This window comes from Candidatus Edwardsbacteria bacterium RifOxyA12_full_54_48 (assembly GCA_001777915.1).
GTDB lineage: Bacteria > Edwardsbacteria > AC1 > AC1 > EtOH8 > UBA2226.
Genome location: MFFN01000002.1, coordinates 240748 through 262100, shown reverse-complemented (window position 1 = coordinate 262100; position 21353 = coordinate 240748). Strand labels below are relative to the sequence as shown.

The 21353-nt window shown below is 57.2% G+C and carries 21 protein-coding genes; all 21 read left to right on the top strand.

The window, feature by feature from the left end; translation table 11 throughout:
- Positions 1-14: 14 nt before the first annotated feature.
- The 21 genes from A2273_07050 to A2273_06950 all read left to right on the top strand — a co-directional run bounded on the left by A2273_07050 (position 15) and on the right by A2273_06950 (position 21351).
- Positions 15-1379, top strand: coding sequence for a hypothetical protein (locus tag A2273_07050; GenBank protein OGF08685.1), 1365 nt, complete (start codon positions 15-17; stop codon positions 1377-1379).
- Between the two features lie 132 nt (positions 1380-1511).
- Positions 1512-2744, top strand: coding sequence for a hypothetical protein (locus A2273_07045; protein OGF08684.1), 1233 nt, complete (start codon positions 1512-1514; stop codon positions 2742-2744).
- 140 nt (positions 2745-2884) lie between these two features.
- A complete protein-coding gene (locus A2273_07040; GenBank protein OGF08683.1) occupies positions 2885-3775 on the top strand; it encodes a hypothetical protein in 891 nt (296 codons plus the stop codon).
- Positions 3776-4012: 237 nt separating this feature from the next.
- Positions 4013-5080, top strand: a complete 1068-nt coding sequence (locus A2273_07035) for a recombinase RecA (protein OGF08682.1) — start codon at positions 4013-4015, stop codon at positions 5078-5080.
- Between the two features lie 88 nt (positions 5081-5168).
- Positions 5169-5642, top strand: a complete 474-nt coding sequence (locus A2273_07030) for a hypothetical protein (protein OGF08681.1) — start codon at positions 5169-5171, stop codon at positions 5640-5642.
- A 32-nt stretch (positions 5643-5674) separates the two neighbouring features.
- On the top strand, positions 5675-6343 hold the full coding sequence (locus A2273_07025) for a hemolysin D (GenBank protein ID OGF08680.1): 669 nt from the start codon (positions 5675-5677) through the stop codon (positions 6341-6343).
- 17 nt (positions 6344-6360) lie between these two features.
- Positions 6361-6993, top strand: coding sequence for a hypothetical protein (locus tag A2273_07020; GenBank protein OGF08679.1), 633 nt, complete (start codon positions 6361-6363; stop codon positions 6991-6993).
- A 30-nt stretch (positions 6994-7023) separates the two neighbouring features.
- Complete coding sequence (locus A2273_07015; GenBank protein OGF08678.1) at positions 7024-9660, top strand: alanine--tRNA ligase; 2637 nt, start codon at positions 7024-7026, stop codon at positions 9658-9660.
- Positions 9661-9952: 292 nt separating this feature from the next.
- Complete coding sequence (locus A2273_07010; protein ID OGF08677.1) at positions 9953-10711, top strand: hypothetical protein; 759 nt, start codon at positions 9953-9955, stop codon at positions 10709-10711.
- Positions 10712-10729: 18 nt separating this feature from the next.
- Entirely contained in the window at positions 10730-11098 is a 369-nt protein-coding gene (locus A2273_07005; protein OGF08676.1) for a hypothetical protein, read from the top strand.
- Positions 11099-11156: 58 nt separating this feature from the next.
- Positions 11157-11888: a spore coat protein gene (locus A2273_07000; GenBank protein ID OGF08675.1), complete on the top strand. Its 732-nt coding sequence runs from the start codon at positions 11157-11159 to the stop codon at positions 11886-11888.
- Complete coding sequence (locus tag A2273_06995; GenBank protein OGF08674.1) at positions 11885-12730, top strand: dTDP-4-dehydrorhamnose reductase; 846 nt, start codon at positions 11885-11887, stop codon at positions 12728-12730. The genes A2273_07000 and A2273_06995 overlap by 4 nt, the downstream gene beginning before the upstream one ends.
- A 55-nt stretch (positions 12731-12785) precedes the next feature.
- Positions 12786-13331: a hypothetical protein gene (locus tag A2273_06990; protein ID OGF08753.1), complete on the top strand. Its 546-nt coding sequence runs from the start codon at positions 12786-12788 to the stop codon at positions 13329-13331.
- Positions 13332-14261 carry a hypothetical protein gene (locus A2273_06985; protein ID OGF08673.1) on the top strand — a complete coding sequence of 310 codons (930 nt, stop codon included), beginning with the start codon at positions 13332-13334 and terminating at the stop codon, positions 14259-14261.
- Positions 14258-15277, top strand: coding sequence for a tRNA (adenosine(37)-N6)-threonylcarbamoyltransferase complex transferase subunit TsaD (locus tag A2273_06980; protein OGF08672.1), 1020 nt, complete (start codon positions 14258-14260; stop codon positions 15275-15277). Before A2273_06985 ends, A2273_06980 begins: the two co-directional genes overlap by 4 nt.
- Entirely contained in the window at positions 15274-15897 is a 624-nt protein-coding gene (locus A2273_06975) for a septum formation protein Maf (GenBank protein OGF08752.1), read from the top strand. The genes A2273_06980 and A2273_06975 overlap by 4 nt, the downstream gene beginning before the upstream one ends.
- Entirely contained in the window at positions 15861-16892 is a 1032-nt protein-coding gene (locus A2273_06970; protein OGF08671.1) for an S-methyl-5-thioribose-1-phosphate isomerase, read from the top strand. Before A2273_06975 ends, A2273_06970 begins: the two co-directional genes overlap by 37 nt.
- A 133-nt stretch (positions 16893-17025) precedes the next feature.
- Positions 17026-18486, top strand: a complete 1461-nt coding sequence (locus A2273_06965) for a hypothetical protein (GenBank protein OGF08670.1) — start codon at positions 17026-17028, stop codon at positions 18484-18486.
- 79 nt (positions 18487-18565) lie between these two features.
- On the top strand, positions 18566-19642 hold the full coding sequence (locus A2273_06960) for a hypothetical protein (GenBank protein ID OGF08669.1): 1077 nt from the start codon (positions 18566-18568) through the stop codon (positions 19640-19642).
- Positions 19643-19668: 26 nt separating this feature from the next.
- Complete coding sequence (locus tag A2273_06955) at positions 19669-20226, top strand: elongation factor P (protein OGF08668.1); 558 nt, start codon at positions 19669-19671, stop codon at positions 20224-20226.
- A 6-nt stretch (positions 20227-20232) separates the two neighbouring features.
- Positions 20233-21351, top strand: coding sequence for a type IV pili twitching motility protein PilT (locus A2273_06950; GenBank protein ID OGF08667.1), 1119 nt, complete (start codon positions 20233-20235; stop codon positions 21349-21351).
- Positions 21352-21353 lie beyond the last annotated feature (2 nt).

Genomic DNA, 21353 nt, shown 5'->3' with positions numbered 1-21353 from the left:
CAGGGGTGAATATCATGAAAAATCTTAATAATCAAAAAGGCATCGCCTTGGTGCTGGCCCTGATGGTGATATTGGTGCTCTCGGTTATGGCCAGCGGGTTGATGTACAACATCGTCAACGAGAAGACCATCACCGCCAACCGGATGCGCAGCTCCCAGGCCCTGGCCCTGGCCAAGGCCGGGGAGGCCGAGGCCATCGCCCGGCTGTCCCTGCCATATGCTTCGGGCAACGATACGGTGATCGTCGAGGACATCAACGGTGGCAGTTTGAACCCCAACCGTCGGGTATATATCACCCTTAACCAACCCGGTACCGCTGTATCGGGCAATAATTATTATAGGAAGACCGTCCAGACCAGCACTAACACCCTGAACTATTCCGAGAACTACGGTGACTTCGGCGACAGCTCGTCCGTGCTGCAGATAAGGTACAAGAGCCATGATACCAACGGGGATGGCATTCTGGCGTCCGGTGAGATCTATTTTTATGATTACAAACGGGACATGATAACCCTGGGCCGGGTCTCGCCCACGCCTCAGGACGCATACCCGGTTTGGGAGATCATCTCCACCGGCCAGGTGGGGTCGGCCCGGCGGACCCTGGTCACCGAGGTGGTGGTGCCGCGCTTTACCGCCCGGACCAGGGCGGGTTTAAGCTCCAAGGCCCCGGTGACCGGCAACGGCAACGCCGATGTCTGCGGCCATGACCATCCCGCCAATACTCCGTATAATTTGAGCCCGCCCAACTGCTTTATTCCGGTATCCGGACAGCCATTCGGCTGGCATGTGGAGGCCGACGAACCGCATGGTTTAGCGGCCAATGGGTATCTTAATCCTGTGGTAGCCAGAAACAGCTGCACCATGGCGGGATGCGTGCCGGGGATCGAGACCGACAGCTTGTTTTTCAACACCGGCGCCAACCAAAAGGCCTGGGGCAATCCCGATGTGGTTGAGAAATCCACCCGGCCGATCTACAAGATATGGGATATCATGGGCATGGATTCGGCTACCTGCACCAATCTGGACTGGGGCAATGACATGTACCCAGTAAGAGGCCTGGTGCGGCTGGATGGCAATACCATGTACGCCGGGCATGGCTCCGGCCTGGAACACGATGGGATACTGTGGATCAGGGGCGGAGACCTGCACTCCTCCTCCAACCTGGCTATCAAGGGATTGATATACGTCGATGGCAATTACCAGTCCACCGGCACCACCTGGGTGTTGGGGGGCATAGTGGTGCTGGGCGAGACGGAAACCTCTATCACTGGCAGCATCGACGTGCTCTATTCCAGCCAGACGCTGGCCCGGGTGGTACAGAACGCCACCGGCGTAGGGATGAAGGTGATATCCCAGCGGGAGGTGGACCAGAAGTACTAAACCGCTTTCCTAAAAAAGGTGATTTCCATTCATATGGAAGTCGCCTTTTTTATTTGACTTTTTATGGATACTGTCTTATACTTAACGAGTTAGTTTTATTGCAACTTACAAAAATAAATTTCAACAAATTAAATGGCCAGATCCATCAGCGGCGGCTGGCATTGGCCGGCCAAGATGTTCTGTTATAAAAAGCCCATAGAAAATCCCGACCGGCCGGATTTTCTGACCATCCCCCTGTGGCACGGGGGCAAGGCCTCGGTCTTTCCCGGGGACTGGGTCCATGCCTACGACGCCATCGGCTATGATTCGAAGGGCCTTCCGGTATATGCGCCGCTGGCCGGGCAGGTGGAGAGGATCGAGGACTTTCCCGACCTGGTGGCCCGGCCCAGGAATTTTGATTTCCCCCGGCTGACCGTCTATCTTCAGGTGTCCCAGGCCCAGCACCAGCCGAAAGTTGTGCTGGAGGCCTTTCCCCGATTCTGGGAGAGGACCAGGGGCGACCTGGGCCATCGGATATGGGAAGCCGGGATCAGGGACCTGCAGGAGCCGCCGGATATAGGCCTGCTGATATTCAACGGCCTGAGTCTGGAGCCGCCGGTATCCGGCAACATCCGCCTGCTGAAAGAGGCCCCGGAGAAGCTGATAGAGGGGATGCGGATCATGATGCAGGTCCACCGCTCGGTGCGGGGGCGGGTGGTCATTTCATCCGACATGCCGGACCTGATAGAACGGATGAAGGTGCTGTTGACCAGCGCGGTGAACCTTTCGGTGGAAATAGTGGAGCCCAAATATCCCCAGGGCCATGCCGGCCTGCTGCAGGATAATTTCCCGGGATCCCAGAGCTCCATGGTCTACGGTCTGGAGGAGGTGTGGAACATCCGGCAGGCGGTGATCGAGGGATGGCCGATGATCACCAAGCTGTGCACCGTCTGGGACCAGACCTCCGGGCAGTCGGCCAATGTCCGGCTGCCGCTGGGAATGACCCTGGAGCAGGTATTCAAGCGCGACCTGTCGCGCTACCGCAAGATCAAGCTGATCCTGGGCGGGCTGATGACCGGCCAGAGCTACTACAGCCCGAAGATGCCGGTGACCCCGGACACCGACGGGGTGATCATGATGAAGGACGACATTTCCTGGGAGGACAGCCTGTGCATCAACTGCGGGGAATGCTCCAACATCTGCCCCCGGGGCCTGAGCCCCCACTGCCTGTACGCCGCGGTGGGCGAGGGCCGGGCGGACAAATATTCCGCCCTGGGCCTGGAAAAATGCCTGGAGTGCGGACTGTGCAGCTTCGTCTGCCCGTCGCGCCTTCATCTGCTGCATCAGATCAAGGTTGGCAAGACGATGGGGAAGGGCAAACTTTGAGCCTTTTTCTTGACAGAGAGGCAAAGCCCGTGCTTGCGCGCCAAAGTTAGCTTCAGCACGCAGGCGTGAACGGTCTAAGCTCTGGGTTAAGAAGCTCATCGAAAGTGGTTAATATTTTAACTTTAAGGTTCGCTGCGTAAATGTTCAACGTATCGTTGTGGCCCCATATCCGCACCCGCTTTGACTGGAAGCAGCTGGGCTTTCGCAGTTTCATTGCCCTGCTGCCGCTGGCCGGGTTCGGCCTCTATCTTTGGGGCTGGGGCCTGGCATCAAAGCTGTTGTTGTCCCTGTTCCTGGGGGTGGTCTGGCACATCTATGCTTTGAAAAAAGGCCGCCGGAAAAGATCGGACCTTTGGTTCGTCAACGACGCCATCCTGATCAGCCTGCTGATGCCGGCCGGCATCAATGTAATGATTCCGGCCGGGCTGACGGTGGTCTGCGGCATGCTGCGAACCTACGTCAGGGACCGGGAGTACGCCTATCCCCTGAACTTCCCCCTGGTGCTGGCGCTGCTGGTCCTGGCGGGGGGCGATTATTTCGGCGGGGGGGCAAGCCTGGCCAATCTCTCCGGGCGGGGGGCGGTTTTCAGCGGCCGGCTGTATTTCATCTCCGGCTGGCTGCCGGTGGGACTGACCATTATGTTCTCGTTTTTATTCCTCCACCGGCTTTACAAATGGAGGATATTGCTGGCCGGTCTGCTGATGCCCCTGGCTTTCCTCTATCTGCAATACCGGGCTTACGGGGGGCTGGATATAGTTCAATTGTCCTGGACGGCCAACCTGTTCCTGTTCTCGCTGGGGGTGCTGGGAGCCGACCAGATCTCAACCCCGGCCCGGCACTGGGGACAGTATTGGTACGGAATGCTCTGCGGCATTCTGATATTCCTGTTCTCCTTAAAGGGGCTGATGCTGGAGGGGATCCTTTTCGCTCCCGTCATCGCCGGGCTGGCCACGCCCCTGCTGGACAAGCTGGGCGGGGTGGCTATGCGGGCGGCTGAAACATTCAACCTGCCCGTCGACCCCGGGGTTTGACGCCTTTAAGTTGAACGGTAGACTATGCGTAACCATTCAACCACAAAAGGCACCGATGGCACAAAATTGATGGGAAAGAAATATTGAAGGGTTGTTGTATTATAGGGATGTGTTGATAAAGATGCAGCACAAGAAAATTATTTTGTGCTTTATATGGCTAATACCGGCCCCGTGTTCAATGGTTTAAAATAAACTTAGTAATTATATTCAACGTATTATTTTGAGAGGAGCATGAAAATGGCGGAGGGCGAAAAAGCAAAAGCCTTGGATCTGGCGGTTTCGCAGATCGAAAAACAATTTGGCAAGGGGGCCATCATGAAATGGGGCAGCCGCGATGCCGGGGTCAACGTGGAGGTGATACCCACCGGCTCCCTTTCGCTGGACTATGCACTGGGGGTGGGCGGGGTGCCCCGCGGCAGGGTGGTGGAGATCTATGGTCCCGAGGCTTCGGGCAAGACCACCCTGGCCCTGTCGATAGTGGCCCAGGCCCAGAAGAAGGGCGGCACCGCCGCTTATATTGACGCCGAGCATGCCCTGGATTCCAAATACGCCCGGGCCCTGGGGGTGGACGTGGACAACCTGCTGATCTCCCAGCCCGACACCGGCGAGGACGCCTTGGAGATCACCGAGACCCTGGTCCGCAGCAACGCCATGGACGTGATCGTGATCGACTCGGTGGCGGCCCTGGTGCCCAAGGCCGAGATCGAGGGCGACATGGGCGATTCCCACATGGGCCTGCAGGCCCGGCTGATGTCCCAGGCCCTGCGCAAGCTGACGGCGGTGGCCAACCGCTCCAAGACCTGCATCGTGTTCATCAACCAGATCCGGATGAAGATCGGGGTGATGTTCGGCAACCCCGAGACCACCCCGGGCGGCCTGGCTTTAAAATTTCACGCCTCGGTGCGGATGGACATCCGCCGGATAGAGACCATCAAGCAGGGCGAGCAGATGATCGGCAACCGGGTGCGGGTCAAGGTGGTCAAGAACAAGATGGCCCCGCCCTTCCGGACCACCGAGTTCGAGATCATCTTCGGCGAGGGCATCTCCTATGTCGGCGACCTGATGGATCTGGCGGTGGAGAACAACGTCATCGAGAAGGCCGGGGCTTGGTTCTCCTACCAGGGCGAGCGGCTGGGCCAGGGCCGGGACAACATCAAGACCATGCTCAAACAGAATCCCGACCTGCTGGAGAAGATAGAGATCGAACTAAAGGCCAAGCTCAATCCGCCGGCCGGGCAGAAGACAGAAGATAAGGAACCGGAGAAAGAGGAGAAGGAAGAGCCCAGGAAGCGGGGGCGGAAATAGATTATACATTATCTGAGATAGACCACCCCAAAATCCCCTCCTTGATCAAGGAGGGGACCAGGGGAGGTAAGGCCTTCGGGAACAAACTATGGATATAAATAAAGCCAGGAACTATGCCCTGCGGCTGTTGGAGATGCGCGGACGCTCGGTCAAGGATGTCAGGGACAAGCTTAAGGTAAAAGGCGTCTCCCCGGGGGATATCGATCTGGTGATAGACGACTTGCTGTCGCTGGGGCTGTTGGACGATGAGAAGTTCGCCCGGGACTGGATCGAGAACCGACAGCACTTTCGGCCCACCGGCGTGGTCCGTTTGCGGCAGGAGCTTTTTGCCAAGGGGATAGACCGGGAGATAGTGGACCAGGCCATCAGGGAGTATAAAAGTAATTCTGATGAGTTCCCAGCAGCGCTGGATCTGGCCCGGAGAAAACTGAAACTTTACCGGAAGCTTGACGTCGCTGCCGCCAAGCGCCGCTTGGTGGGGTTTCTGGCCCGGAGGGGGTACGAAACCTCGATAGTCTCGAAAGTGCTGAAGGAACTGCTGAAGGAAAATATTTCAGAATGATCCAAACTACCTTCCGGCGCTGGCTAAAGCTAATGACTACAGCGCGGGACGCCGACGCTGATTCTGTCGAACGCTACACTCCGGGCGAGGAGATCACCAACGCCATCCTGCACGGGGTGGGGCTGGGCCTGGCCCTGGCGGCCCTGGCGGTGCTGGTGGTGATGGCCAGCCTGTCCGGGAACGCCTGGCACATAGTCAGTTTCAGTATTTACGGCGCCACCCTGGTGCTGCTGTATTTGTCTTCCACTCTGTATCACAGCTTTTACGCCGGCAGGGCCAAGCGGCTGTTCCGGGTCTTCGACCACTCGTCCATCTTCCTGCTGATAGCCGGGACCTACACCCCGATCGCGCTGATCACCCTGCACGGCCGGCTGGGCTGGTTGGTGTTCGGCGTGGTGTGGGGCATCGCCGCAGCGGGCATAGTGGGCAAGGCTTTTTGGGCGAACCGCTTTGCGGTGCTGTCCACGGCGCTGTACCTGGCGATGGGGTGGATCGTGGTGATCGTGGCCAAACCCCTGCTGGCGCACCTCAACACCGCCAGCCTGGTGTTCCTGGGGGTGGGAGGGCTGTTTTACACGCTGGGGACGGTTTTCTACCTGTGGCACAAATTGAAATATCATCATGCCATCTGGCACCTGTTCGTGCTGGCCGGGAGCATCTGTCACTTTTTTACCATATTGTTTTTGCTGCCGAAAATATAATAGCAAATAGAAAAAGTATGAGAAAAACTTTTAAAATAACCAAAAAGAAACCAGATAATATTTTAAAAACAAAACCGACACTAAAATCGAAAGTGGAGTTTACTTTTATAATTATTACCGCTGTAGCAGCTTTAGGGTCTTGTTGGTTAGCATATAAAAGCTTAATGTCCTCAGATAAAACTACCCAAGTCATAAAAAATATTGAAGCAGAAGTATTAAAGAAACCTTCTTTGTTTCTTGAAGAACAAAACACAAATACAGATTCATTTGGTAATGTGAAATTATCTTTCAATATAATAAATACAGGCCTTTCAGAAGCATCCCATGTAAATATAAAATTTTACTTACCAGATACTTTAAAACCCATGATCTATTTGCCTGGTCGTAATGGGGAAAAGGAAGTGAATGAAAGGACAATGAGATTTAAAAACGATAGTATAAATACTGGTTTAAAATATTCATTTTATGAAGACGAGATAATTAATCAAAGGTATAAAAACGGACAACCCTATAGCACAAAGCTACCTTTTATTGTTGAATTTAAAGTAAATAAACAGTTTGTATTGCGGCGTGATAGCCTATCTATCACATTTTTAATTCAACATTCTAAAGGTGATACTAGTGGCTTAATCTTATACGGTAACCATTAGGTTAACAAATAAATATCAAGCCTTAACATCATGCAATCATCAAACCAAATACGCCAATCGTTCCTGGATTTCTTCAGATCCAAAGGCCACACCATCGTGCCGTCGGATTCGGTGGTGCCCCAGGACGATCCCACCCTGCTGTTCACCAACGCCGGGATGAACCAGTTCAAGAAGATATTTCTGGGGCTGGAGGACCGGGGCTACAAGCGGGCGGCCAACAGCCAGAAGGTTTTAAGGGTCTCCGGCAAGCACAACGACCTGGAGGAGGTGGGACGGGATCACACCCATCACACCTTCTTCGAGATGCTGGGCAACTGGTCCTTCGGCGACTATTACAAGAAGGAGGCCATCGCCTGGGCCTGGGAACTGCTGACCGCTGTCTGGAAACTGCCCCAGGACAAGCTTTATGCCACGGTCTATGTCAACGACGAAGAGGCTTTTGGTTTCTGGAAGGATCTGACCGATATCGACCCTTCGCATATAAGCCGCCACGGCGAGAAGGACAATTTCTGGGAGATGGGCGAGACCGGCCCCTGCGGCCCCTGCTCCGAGATCCACATGGACATGGGGGAAGGCACCTGTACCAAGGCCGGGAAGGACGGCCATGTCTGCGGGGTCAACGTGGACGGCTGCGGGCGGTTCGTGGAGATCTGGAACCTGGTGTTCATCCAGTACGACCGGGGGCCGGATGGAAAGCTGACCGAACTGCCCAGCAAGCACGTGGACACCGGAATGGGCTTCGAGCGCATCGTCCGGGTGCTGCAGAAAAAAGATTCCAACTATGACACCGACCTTTTTTATCCGGTCATCAAGGCGGTGGAGAAGATATCCGGGATAACCTACGGCCAGGAAAAGACCGATGTTTCATTCCGGGTGGTCGCAGACCACATCCGGGCCCTGACCTTCACCATCGGGGACGGAGTGCTGCCGTCCAACGAGGGGCGGGGCTACGTCATCCGGCGGATCCTGCGGCGGGCGGCCCGGCACGGGCGCCTGCTGGGACTGACGGAGCCTTTCCTGCACCATCTGGTGCCGGGGGTAATAGAGATCATGGGCCAGGCCTATCCCGACCTTAAACCACGGACCGAGCACATTGCCATGGTCATCAAAAACGAGGAGGAAAATTTCGTCTCCACCGTGGCGCTGGGGCTTACCAAACTGCTGGAATCGGCCGCGGCCATCACCCCGCCCAATAAAAAAGCCATCCCCGGCGAGGTACTGTTCAAGCTCTACGACACCTTCGGCTTTCCCATTGATATGGCCCAGGAGATCGCAACGGAACAAGGCCTGACCCTTGATCTGGACGGTTTCAATATAGCCCTGGAACAGCAGAAGGAGCGGGCCCGGACGGCCCGGGGCGAGGTGTCCTTCTCGGTTCAGAAGAGCTTGGATTACCCCTCCTGCATCTTTGTGGGATATGATAGCCTTCAGAGAAAGACCAAGATCAGCGGCATCTATCGCAAGGAACTCAAACTGGAGTCCGCTGAAAAGGGAGAACAGGTGGACATCACCCTGGAGAATACCCCCTTCTATGCCGAGGGCGGCGGGCAGACCGGCGATGTGGGCGTCATCGAAAACAAAAAATCCAGATTGAAGGTCCTGAGAACCACCAAGGCCTTCAACGGCTCCACGGTGCATCATGTAGCGGTGGTCTCGGGCAAGATCAAACAGGGCGATACGGTCGATGCGGCGGTTGACCAGGCAGCCAGGCTTAGCACCGCCCGGCATCACACCGCCACCCATCTTCTGCAGGCGGCCCTGCAGCAGGTGGTGGGTAAGCACGTCCAGCAGCAGGGCTCGATGGTCAGCCCGGAGCACCTGCGCTTCGACTTCACTAATTTTGCCGCCCTGGACCCGATGCAGCTGGACGAGGTGGAACACCTGGTCAACCGCAAGATAATGGACAACATTCCAGTGACCGACCAGCACATGAAACTGGCCGAGGCCCAGAAGACCGGGGCCATGGCCCTGTTCGGGGAGAAATACGGAGAGGAGGTCCGGGTGATCTCCTGTGGCGATTTCTCCAAGGAACTGTGCGGCGGCACCCACGTCAAGCACAGCGGCGAACTGGGGCTGTTTAAGATAGTCAGGGAGGAGGCCATCGCCTCCGGGGTGCGGCGGATCGAGGCCGTGACCGGCGAGGCCGCCTACCGCCTAGCCAAACAGGACCAGCTGTTGGTGTCCGAGATCCAGGACCGTCTTAAGGCCAACCGCGAGGACATCGTCAAAAAGCTCAATGCCCAGATGGAGGAGCTGAAAGCACTGGAGAAGGCAAAGAAAGATGCGGCGAAACTTCAACAGGGCGGAATGATAGAAGCCTTGGTTCAAGAGGTTAAAAAGGTTCAAGAGGTTCAATTGCTGGTCAAATTGCTGGATGGTCTTTCCCAGGAAGACATGCGGGAGATGGCCGACAAGCTGCGGATCAAACTGCCGGGCGGGGTCATCATCCTGGCCAGTACCGACCAAGGCAAGTTCGGATTCACCATCGCGGTGGGCGACGAGCTGGTCAAAACCAAAAAGTTCCTGGCCGGGGACATCGCCAAGCAGATCGCCGCGGCCACCGGTGGCAAGGGCGGCGGACGGCCCCAGCTGGCCCAGGTGGGCGGCAGGGACGACGGCAAACTGAAGGAATATATGGGGAAGATCGAGCAGATCATCTTCACATAGCCTGGGAATCGTCATTCAGGATGACGTCAGAAACTAATAGAGTGAAAATGATAAAGATACAAAACAGCCTCTGCGGGAATTGCGGCCTTTGTTCCGGGGTCTGCCCGGCGCTGGCCATTATCCTGCACGGTTGGGGACTGGAGATCGATCAGAATAAATGCATCTCCTGCGGAAAATGCGTTACAGTGTGCCCCACCGGAGCGCTGACCACCCCTTAGTCCCCTCCTTAGATCAAGGAGGGGATTTGAAGGGCGGTTAATACACTTAAAATTATAAATATGCGGGAAATTTCATGTTCTACGAATATCTTTTAAAGGCCGCCAAGGCCAAGGGCTCGGCTTTTGTGGTGCTGGTGGATCCCGACAAGGTCAAGCCGGCCCAGGCCGCCAAACTGGGGGCGGTCCTCCAGAAGGAAGGGGTGGACGCCGTATTCCTGGGCACCAGCCTGCTGCTGTCTGATCAGATCAGCCTGGTTGCCAGGGCCTTGAAAAGGAATTTCAAACGGCCGATAGTGATCTTCCCCGGCAGCGCCTACCAGGTGACCAAAGAGGCCGATGCCCTGCTGTATCTGTCCCTTATCAGCGGGCGCAACGCCAATCTGCTGATCGAGGAGCAGGTCAAGGCCGCGCCGATGGTCAAACGCTCCGGGCTGGAGGTGGTCCCCACCGGCTACATGCTGATTGAATCCGGCCGTCTGACCTCGGCCAACTATATGAGCCATTCCATTCCCATCCCGCACGACAAGCCGGACATCGCCATGGCCCATGCCCTGGCGGCAAAGTTTCTGGGCATGAAGCTCATCTACATGGACGCCGGCAGCGGCGCCCTGTCGCCGGTATCGGAGAAGATGATCAGCGGAGTGGCCAGGTATGCCGGCCTGCCGGTGGTGGTGGGCGGGGGTATAAAAGATCCCGAGACCGCCGGATCAAAGGCCCGGGCCGGGGCCACGGCAGTGGTCATAGGGAACGTGCTGGAAGGGAAAATGCAGAAAGATATCATTGGCAGTTTTGCCAGAGCCATTCATTACAAGGACCAACCACGGAAACACTAAATACCGAAAAACACTGAAATCGAATTAGAATTTAAAGAGCTTACAAGTGAGATAATAGCTTGTGGGATAGAGGTTCATAAAAAATTGGGACCAGGGTCTTTGGAATCAATATATCACAATGCTTTATTTTTGGAATTGAAGAAACAAGGGTTAAAGACCGAAAGCCGGAAAGAAGTAGAAATATGTTATGACGGTGAGATAATTGGAGTACATAGACTGGATGTTGTCGTTGAGAACGCCGTAATTATTGAGCTAAAGGCTGTAACGACCTTTGATTCATGTCATAAGGCGCAATTGCTTTCTTATCTTAAAGCTACCAGGATCAAAGTGGGGTTATTGTTGAATTTTGCGCAAACTGTTCTGCAAGTCAAAAGGATGGTTTATTAGTTTTCTAAAATTCAGTGATTCTGTGGTAAAGAATATTTAAAATAGAAAGGTCATTTATATGAAAGGCGTAATTTTGGCCGGCGGGTTGGGAACCCGCCTGCGCCCGCTGACCAGCATCACCAATAAGCACCTGCTGCCGGTGTACGACCGTCCCATGATCTATTATCCCATCCAGACCCTGGTGCAGGCCGGGATCAACGACATCATGCTGGTGACCGGGGGAAATGCGGCCGGGGATTTCCTGCGCCTGCTGGGGAACGGCGAGGAGTTCGGCCTCAAGCACATCAACTACACCTACCAGAAGCGCGAGGGCGGGATCGCCGAGGCTTTGGGGCTGTGCCGCCATTTCGTGGGCCATGACAAGGTGGTGGTGATGCTGGGGGACAACATCCTGGACGGATCCATCAAAAAGGCGGTGGGCGATTTTCAGAAGCAGGAATCCGGTGCCAAGATATTCCTGAAGACGGTGGCCAACCCCAGGGAATACGGAGTGGCCGAGGTCAAGGGCCGGCTGGTGAAGAACATCGTGGAGAAACCCAGGAACCCCAAGAGCAATTACGCCGTGATCGGCATCTACATGTATGATCCCCAGGTGTGGGACATCCTGAAGACCCTGAAGCCGTCGGGCCGGGGCGAGCTGGAGATCACCGATGTCAACAACGCCTTCATCAAAAAAGGCCAGATGACCTACGAGATCATCAAGGGCTGGTGGGGCGACGCCGGATCGTCCATCGAGGACCTGTGGGTGGTCAACCAGTTCATAGGACAAAAGGCCAAGAATAAAAAATGAAGATTTTAGTCACCGGGGCCAAAGGGATGCTGGGCGCCGACCTGTGCCGCGAGCTGGCTGGCGGCCACCAGGTGACCGGCATCGATGTCCAGGAGGTTGATCTGGTCAGCGCGGATGCGATCGAAAGGCTTGTCGGGTACGACCCCGAAATCATTCTGCACTGCGCCGCCATGACCAACGTGGACGGCTGCGAAAAGGACCCCGATGCCGCCTATGCCGTCAACGGGCGGGGCACCAGAAATGTAGCGTTGGCAGCCCGGCAGCTTGATATCCCAATGCTGTACATCAGCACCGACTTCGTGTTCGACGGCAAAAAAGGCGAACCCTATTGCGAATGGGACCAGCCCAGCCCGTTGGGGCATTACGGAAGATCCAAACTGGACGGCGAGAATTCCGTCAGGGAGCTGTTGAAAAAATTCTACATCGTCCGCACCTCCTGGCTGTATGGTAAGCAGGGCCGCAATTTCATCAGCACCATCCTGGCTAAGGCAAAAGAGGCCGGAACGATAAAGGTGGTCAATGACCAGGTGGGATCGCCCACCTATGCCCGGGACCTGTGCCGGGCCCTTGCCCGCCTGATCGCCAGCGACAAATACGGCACCTACCACCTGTCAAACTCGGGAGCCTGCAGCTGGTACGATTTTGCCAGGAAGGCGGTGGAAATGTCCGGGATCAAGTCCGCGGTGTCGCCAATTGCTTCCTCTGAATATCCCACCCCGACCACCCGGCCTTCGTATTCTGTGTTGCGGAATTTTTGCTGGGAAAGGACCTTCGGGGAAACATTGAGGCCCTGGGAGGAAGGTTTAAGGGACTATCTCAAGGAAACCGGGGATATCAAATAATACTTAAGGATACATGAAAAATATGAATATCACCTCGGCTCAATTGCGGCGGGAAATGCTGAAAAGCGCCCAGGCCCTCATCGATACGGCGGAAAACTCAGCGGGCGATATAATAAAAGCGGCCGATATAATCGCCGGGGCATTTAAAAAAGGCGGAAAACTTTTGATCTGCGGGAACGGGGGCAGCGCCGCCGACAGCCAGCATATTGCGGCCGAGTTGGTGGTCCGCTTTCTAAGGGAGAGAAAGGCCCTGCCGGCCATGGCCCTGACCGCCGACAGCTCCATCATCACCTCGGAGGCCAACGACCACGGATTCGACACCGTCTTCTCCCGACAGGTGGAGGCATTGGGCAAAAAAGGGGACGTGCTGCTGGCCATCACCACCAGCGGCCGGTCGCCCAATGTTATCGAAGCGGCCAAAGCCGCTAAGAAAACGGGGCTGGCCGTTATCGGGCTGACCGGACCGGATTCCGGTGCATTGGGGAAATATTGCCGGGTATGCATAAAGGCTGCGGGAGATAAAACATTCCGGATCCAGGAATCCATGCTGATGGCCGAGCACGCCATCTGCGATCTGGTGGAGAAGGGTTTTGCAAAATAAATGAAGATCACCGGAAATAAACATAAAATATTCAGAAACCTGGATATCAGGATAGTATCCCTGGTGCTGGCTGTCACCCTGTGGCTGTACGCCTCCACCGAAAGATATTATAAACTTACCTTCCATTGCCCGGTGGAGGTCAGAAATATCCCCCCGGGGTATTCCCTGGCCCGGTGCCTGCCCCCGGTGATCTGCGATATCGAAGCCAGGGGTAAGGACCTGGTCGCTTTTCAGTTCAAAAATCCGGCGGTGGTGATCGATGCCGAGAACCGCCAGATCAAAAAATTCAAGGTCAAACTCACCCCGGATCACCTGGTCCTGCCTTTCCGGCTTAAGGCCCGGGCGGTCCAGTTCCTGGACCAAGAAATGGAGATCAATCTGGATCGCCAAACCGAGAAAGCAGTAAACATCCTGCTCGACCTGGTGGGCGACCCGGCGGACGGATTGGTGCTCTCCGACAGCATCCGGTATGAACCGGCTTCGGCTCTGTTAAAGGGACCGGCCCGGCAGCTGGAGATGCTGGATGCCGTTTATTCGGCCCCCATAAGAGTCGATGGCTTCTCGGTGGGGACATTGGTGCGCTCGGCTTTGATGCTGCCGGATTCCTGCCTGTTCGCAGTCAGCCCCGGATCCATCGATGTGTTCCTTCGGTTTGAGAAGAGCGGGGAGCGGGTGTTCAAAAACATACCGCTATCGGTGATCAACCGGAGCAGAGATTACCTGGTCAGCTTCGCCCCCGGCACCATAGATCTGGTGGTGTCCGGCCCCCGGAACGTTCTGGAAGTCGCAAAACAATCCGACCTGAAAATTGTGCTTGACCTGAAGGACCTTCCGCCGGGCAAGCACCAGCTGCAGGCCACCATCGAGCTGCCGGACAAGCTGGTGCTGATCGCCGCCAGTCCCCGGGATTTCGAGGTCAACATCCGATGATGGTGCTGGGGATCGAGAGTTCCTGCGATGAGACCTCGGCCAGCCTGGTGCAGGACGGGGAGATCGTGTTAAGCAATGTGATCTATTCCCAGCTGATCCACCAGCAATACGGCGGGGTGGTGCCGGAGCTGGCGGCCCGGGACCATCTGAACCGGGTGTCCCAGGTGGCGGAGGAAGCTTTGACCAAAGCCGGGGCTGACCACGGCCGGCTCGACCTGATAGCGGTGACCAACAAGCCCGGCCTGGCCGGGGCCCTGCTGGTGGGATATAGCTACGCCCAGGGACTGGCCCTGAGCCTGGGGAAACCATTGGTTCCGGTGAATCACGTGGCCGGCCATATCTATTCCGCTTTTTTGAGCCGGCCGGACCTGAAGCTGCCGCTGCTGGCGCTGGCGGTCTCCGGCGGACACACCTCGCTGTTTTTCATGGACCGCGATCACAAGATATCGCTGCTGGGCCAGACCCTGGATGACGCCGCCGGCGAGGCCTTTGACAAGTCCGCCAAGATGATGGGGCTGGGCTATCCCGGCGGACCGCTGATCGAACGGCTGGCGGCGGCCAATAAGACCAAGCCGGTGAAATTTCCCCGGGCCCTGCTGGGGCAGGACAGCCTGGATTTCTCCTTCTCCGGCCTCAAGACAGCGGTGCTCAATCATCTGCAGAGCCGGGAGAAGGGTGGTGTTTCTGATGAGGAACTCTCCTCCATCTGCGCCGGCTTTCAGGAGGCGGTGTTCGAGGTGCTGGTGGAAAAGCTGCGAAGGGCGGCCCTCCTGACGAACTGCCATACCATGGCGGTAGTGGGCGGAGTGGCCTCCAACCAGGCCCTCCGTGAAAAAATGGTTTGGTTCGGCAGGCAGGAGGGGCAGGAGATGATCATTCCCGATCCCGAGCTTTGCACCGACAATGCCGCCATGATCGCCTGCTGCGGTTACCATCTTTACCGGAATTCGCCTGATAAACAGTTCGAATATAAAGTGAGCGCCAGGGCGGTTTGGCCAAGATATCAAACTTCATAAACTGGCCGCCTTTGCTGCTGGCCTCGGCCTCGCCCCGCCGCAAAGCATTGCTGGAGGGGCTGGGGGCGGATATCATCATCAAACCGGCCGAGGTGGACGAGGAGAACTGCGTTTTATCGGACCCCCAAAAGATATCGGAATACCTGGCCGGACAAAAGGCCCGGTCTCTGGGAAAGAAATGGCGGGCATCATTCGGCTCCCGCCTGATACTGGCGGCGGATACGGTGGTGGCCTACCGCCACCATGTTCTGGGAAAACCGGTCGATGAAAAAGATGCCCGGCGGATGATCAAAATATTGTCCGGCCGGTGGCACCAGGTATATACCGGCCTCTGTCTGTACGATCCCCTCAGCCAGATCGAGCTCACCGGCCATGAGATGACCAGGGTAAAGTTCCGCCAGCTGTCCCTTCCGGAGATAAAAAGATACGCTGCCACCGGCGAACCGATGGACAAGGCCGGGGCCTACGGGATCCAGGGCCTGGGGTCGCTGCTGGTGGAGAGGATAGACGGCTGCTACTTCAATGTGATGGGGCTGCCCCTGGTCAAACTGAATGCCATGATACAGAGAATGGAAAATTTGAGATGCAAAAAGTCATCGCCTGGCGGAACGGCACGATAAAATTACTGGACCAACGGTGGCTTCCGCAGAGGACCGAATACCTGGTCTGCCAAAAGGTGGAGGATCTGGCGGCGGCCATCGAAGGGCTGGCGGTCCGGGGCGCTCCATTGATCGGCATTGCCGGGGCCTATGGTCTGGTGCTGGGCATCTGGCGTTCCGGGGCAGGGAATATCTCGGCCGATTTCCGGAAGAGCTATTTGAGGATACAGAGGACCCGGCCCACTGCGGTCAATCTTTTCTGGGCTTTGGGCCGGATGGAGGCCCGGTTCAATTCACTGATCAAGTCCGGCGTCAAGGCCGAAGCGCTTAAGAAGAAGATGCTGCAGGCTGCACTGGATATCCACCATGACGATGCCGCGACCTGCGGCTTGATCGGCAGACACGGGGCGGAGCTGATTAAAAAAAACTCGACGATCATCACCCACTGCAACACCGGGGCCCTGGCCACCGGGGGCATCGGCACCGCCCTGGGCATCATCTCCACCGCCTACAATATGGGCAGGGTAAGATCGGTCTACGTCGATGAGACCCGGCCCCTGCTGCAGGGAGCCCGGCTGACGGCCTGGGAGCTGGCCCGGCAGAAGATCCCGGCCGTTCTGATCTGCGACAACATGGCGGCCTCTCTGATGGCGGCCGGTAAGATCGACTGCGCCATAGTGGGGGCCGACCGGATATGCGCCAACGGGGATTTCGCCAACAAGATCGGCACCTACAGCTTGGCGATCAACGCCCGTTATCACGGCGTTCCCTTCTATGTGGCCGCGCCCCTTTCGACCTTCGACCGGTCGTTAAAGGACGGCAGCCGGATGCCCATCGAGCAGAGAAACCCGGATGAGGTCAGAAGGTTCGGTCAATGCCGCGCCGCACCGGGAAAGATGGCTGTTTTCAACCCGTCCTTCGATGTCACCCCCGGCAAACTGGTCAGCGCCATCATCACCGAAAAGGGTGTCATCCGGGCGCCCTTCGGCAGGTCAATCAAAGCCATATCCGGCTGATCTTCGGCCGGCAATATAGGGCGAAAAATGTTGACAAACCAGGCCGGTAAGCATATAATATCACTATAACTTAGATTTTATACCTTCCAGTTGACGCCACCTATCAATTCGCAAATTTAATGGAGTTAAGGATATGGCCCAGGAAAACATAAAACTTTCTCCGGAGATCGAACAGCTCAGCGAAAAACTGCAGGCTGACCCCAAATCGAGGGTCTTTGCCCAGCTGGCCGATGCCTATCGTAAATCGGATCTTCTGGATGAAGCGATAGATACGGCCAAAAGGGGCCTGGAGAACCACCCCAATTACGCCATCGCCCACCTGATACTGGGCCGCTGCTATCTGGCCAAGGGAATGTACGCCCTGGCCCGGGAGGAGTTCGAGCTGACCATCAAGAACGATATGCAGAACCTGGTGGGCTATAAACTGCTGGGGGAGACCTACGAAAAACAGAACATGTATCCCGAGGCCCTGAAATATTACCAGATGGTCCTGGACCTGGAGCCGGCCGATGCCGAGTTGTCGGAAAAGACCGCCAAGCTTAAAAGCTTGATGCAGACCGAGCCGCAGGCTGAGGCTGCGCCGGCCCAGCCGGAGTCAGCCACCCCGCCGGCGGCCGAGATTGTCGAAACCGCGCCAGCTGAAGCCGCCATGGCCCAGCCGATAATTACCCCGGCTGAGCCGGCGCCCCAAGCCCCTGCCCCGGAGATGCCGTCCATGCCCGAGGTGCTGCAGGCTGAAGCAGAGAAGGCCGCCGAGAGGGATCCACAGGAGATCGCTTTGCCGTCAGTGTTGGCCGAGGAGCCGGCTGCGGAAGTTGAAATTGCCGACCAGCCGACCCCGGTTACGGAAGAGGCCAAGGCGGAAACGACCCAAACCCCGCCGGCTGAAGCAGAAGTTCCGTCCGCTGCCGCTGGACCGGCGGAGGAGCCCCAGCCGGAGGCCACAGAAGCCGAACCCCAGGGACCCACCAGCACCCTGGCCGAGATCTATGTTCAGCAGGGCTTCCTGGAGAAGGCCATAGATATCTACAAGGAACTGGTCTCCGCCCAGCCGGATAATGAGGAATACAAGAACCGGATGGACGAGCTTTTGGAGAAGGCCTATCCGGAAGATGCCCCGGCCATGGAGGCGCCAATTGAAGCGGCGGGAAAGACCCCGGAGAAGCCTGCTCCGGCGGCGACCGAAGTTGAACTGCCTGCGCCGGCCGAAGAACATAAGCCAAGGCCCGAAGCCGCCCCGGCCGAAGATCCCTTTGCCCAGCTGTTCGGTTCATCGGATAAAAAGCAAGAACCTGCGGCCCCGCCGGTCATCCCCGAAACATCAGCGCCGGCTCCCGCCCAGGAGACAAAGCCCGAACCGGCCGCCTCTCCGGCGGCTCAGGAGAAAGCTCCGGAACCGACCGGGGATGCTCCGGACATGGATTTCGGGGCCCTGTTCAACGATGCCGGGGCAGCCCCGGCCAAGCCGGAGGAGGAAGCGCCAGCCGCCGAGACGGCCAAGCCTGCGCCCGAAGCCAAACCTGCGGAGAAGGCCGGCGACGCCGATGACACCGTAAGCAGTTTTCAGTCCTGGCTGTCCCAGATCCAAAAGTAGCGATATCCCCGTCTCGGCAAATTTTAAAATGCCCCGGGCGGCCCGCCGCCGCTGATGAAATATTTAGGAGTTGCGCTCAATGGCCAACAACCGTATCGATAGCATTAAAAAAGCCCTGCGTTTGAAGAAATTGGATGCCATGCTGTTCACCAACCTGCTTAACATCAGGTACCTGGCGGGGTATTCCGGCAGTTCCGGGATGCTGCTGGTGAATTCCCAGGGGGCGGATTTTCTGACCGACTTCAGATACAAGGAGCAGTCGGCCAAGGAGGTCAAAAATGCCAGGACCACCATCATAGCCGGCAGTCTGCTGGAGGAGCTCATCCGTCTGCCGGCCTTTGTAAGGTCCAAAAAGGTCGGCATCGAGGATCAGAATCTGAGCTATGCCCAGTTCCTGCAGCTGCAGAAGCTGGCGCCCGGGAAGAAATTCATCGCGGCCAGCGGGATGGCCGAAAGCCTGCGCCAGGTGAAGACCAGCGCTGAGATCCAGAAGATCGCCAGGGCCGCCCAGATAGCCGATCAGGCCTTTGCCGGGATAGTGAAGTTCATCAAGCCCGGCCTGACCGAAAAAGCCATCGCCTCCCAGCTGGACCACACCCTCAAGCTGCTGGGGGCCGCCAACCCCTCTTTCGACAGCATTGTGGGCTCGGGCCCCAACGGGGCACTGCCCCATGCCCAGCCCAGCGACCGCAAGGTGCGAAAAGGCGATTTCATCGTGCTGGATTTCGGGGCCATCTACCGGGGCTATCACTCCGACATGACCCGAACGGTGTGCCTGGGGCGCCCCACCGAAAAGCACCTTAAAATATACGATATCGTCACCCAAGCTCAGTCCGCCGGGCTGAAGGCGGTCAGGGCCGGAGCCAGGGGGCGGGAGGCCGATGCGGCCGCCCGCAAAATCATCAATGATGCCGGCTACGGGAAATACTACGGCCACGGCCTGGGCCACGGCGTGGGACTGGAGGTTCACGAGGCTCCCGGGGTGGGCATGAAAGCCGAGAACCTCCTGCCCGAGAACTCCATAGTCACCGTAGAGCCGGGCATCTACCTGCCGGGCTGGGGCGGGGTCCGGATCGAGGACCTGGTGGTGGTGGCCAAGGGGGGCTGCCGGATATTGAGCAGATCGACCAAAAAAATCATAACCATCAAAGCATAGAACGCAGATAATCAAGGAGGCATGTTTTGGCATCCACAGCAGACTTCAGAACCGGCATGGCGCTGAATATAGACGGGGTTTTGTTCTACCTGGTGGAGTTCCAGCACGTCAAGCCCGGAAAGGGCGGAGCTTTTGTCCGGACAAAATTGAAGAACGTCAAGACCGGCGCGGTGATCGAACGCACCTACCGCTCCGGGGAATCGATAACCGAGGTCCGGCTGGAGCGCCGCAAGATGCAGTACCTGTACAACGACGGCTCGACCTATAATTTCATGGATTCCCAGTCCTACGAGCAGATGGAGCTGCCCGAGGAGATGGTCCATGACATCAAGCTTTACTTCAAGGAGAACATGGAGGTCCAGGTGCTGATGAACAAGGAGGAGGTCATCGGGGTGGAGGTGCCCATGTCGGTGGAATTGAAGGTGGTCCAGACCGATCCCGGCTTCAAGGGCGACACCGCCTCATCGGTCACCAAACCGGCCACCCTGGAATCGGGCCTGGTGGCGCAGGTCCCGCTGTTCATCAATGAGGGAAATGTGCTTAAAATTGACACCCGGACCGGAAAATATTTGGAAAGAGTGTGATAGAAGATGGATCTTAAAAGAACCCTGGAGCGGATGGTCAAGGAGAACGCCTCGGACCTGCATCTCAAGGCCGGCCTGCCGCCGGTGCTGAGGATCGACGGGTTCCTGCGCCCCCTGGAGGAGCCCCCCCTGTCTCCGGAGGAGCTGCGCCAGGTGGCCCTGCAGCTTATGCCCAAGGACCAGCAGCAGCTGTTCGCCGACGAGAAGGAGCTGGATTTCTCGATGGGGGTGGCCGGCCTGGGGCGCTTCCGGGTGAATGTATACATGCAGCGGGGCTCGGTGGCCCTGGCCATGCGGGCCATTCCCTTCAACATCAAAAAGGTCGACGAGCTGATGCTGCCGCCGATAACCAAGGAGCTGGCCCTCAGCAACCGGGGGCTGCTGCTGGTGACCGGGACCACCGGCTCGGGCAAGTCCACCACCCTGGCCTCGATGCTGGAGTTCATCAACGAGACCGAGAACCGCAACATCATCACGGTGGAGGACCCCATCGAGTTCATCTTCCGGGACAAGAAATCCCTGATCAGCCAGCGGGAGATAGGCACCGATACCAAGACCTTCGCCGCCGCCCTGAAGCATGTGCTGCGGCAGGATCCGGATGTGATATTGATCGGGGAGATCCGGGACAAGACCACCCTGGCCACCGCGTTGCAGGCGGCCGACACCGGACACATGGTGTTCAGCACCCTGCACACCCTTAACGCCCCGGAGACCATCAACCGCATCATCTCTTTCTTCCCGCCGCACCAGCACGAGCATGTCAGGGTGTTGCTTTCGGCCACCCTGGTGGGGGTGATCTCTCTCCGGCTGCTGCCCCGGGCCGACGGCAAGGGGCGGGTCCCGGCCGTGGAGGTGATGATCAACAACCAGACCATCAGGGATTATTTGCTGGACCCCATCAAGACCATGGATATCCCCCAGCTGATCCAGGAGGGAAGTTCCCAATACGGCATGCAGTCCTTCGACCAGTCGATCATGAAGCATTACCGGGACGGCCTGATCACCTATGAGACCGCCATCCAGAGCGTCACCAACCCCGACGAATTCAAGCTCCGCCTGCGGGGCATAGAGTCCACCGATTCCCGGGGCTGGGAAACCTTCGATCCGACAACCACCAAGAAATAAAA